This window comes from Amycolatopsis sp. SID8362, assembly GCF_010550475.1.
GTDB classification, from domain to species: domain Bacteria; phylum Actinomycetota; class Actinomycetes; order Mycobacteriales; family Pseudonocardiaceae; genus Amycolatopsis; species Amycolatopsis eburnea.
Window position 1 is genome coordinate 1 of record NZ_JAAGNB010001598.1, and the last position, 306, is coordinate 306.

Here is a 306-nt window from a genome sequence, read left to right on the forward strand (position 1 = left end):
CGCGAGCGCGCGGGTTTCCGGGCCGACGTCGTCGAGGTCGGCGCGCGGGACGCCGTCGGACACGCGGACCGCGCGCTCCAGCGCGTGCACCTGCTGCTGCAGCCGCTCCAGGCGGCGGCCGAGCAGCTCGATCCGGTCTTCCTGCCGGGTCGCGCCGCCGCTCTCGAGCCGCTCGCTCAGGTCGGCGACGTCCTGACCCAGGCGGTCGTCGGCCTCGCGCAGCCCGTCGACCGCCGCGAACAGCTCCGCGAGGTCGCGCCGCGTGGTGTCGACCGGCTCGACGTACTCCTGCTCGAACTCGGGGTC

1 pseudogene is annotated in these 306 nt (G+C 76.1%); it reads right to left on the reverse strand.

Annotated elements, in window-relative coordinates:
- Positions 1-306, reverse strand: a pseudogene (locus G3I65_RS48980) (hypothetical protein); the annotation flags it as partial.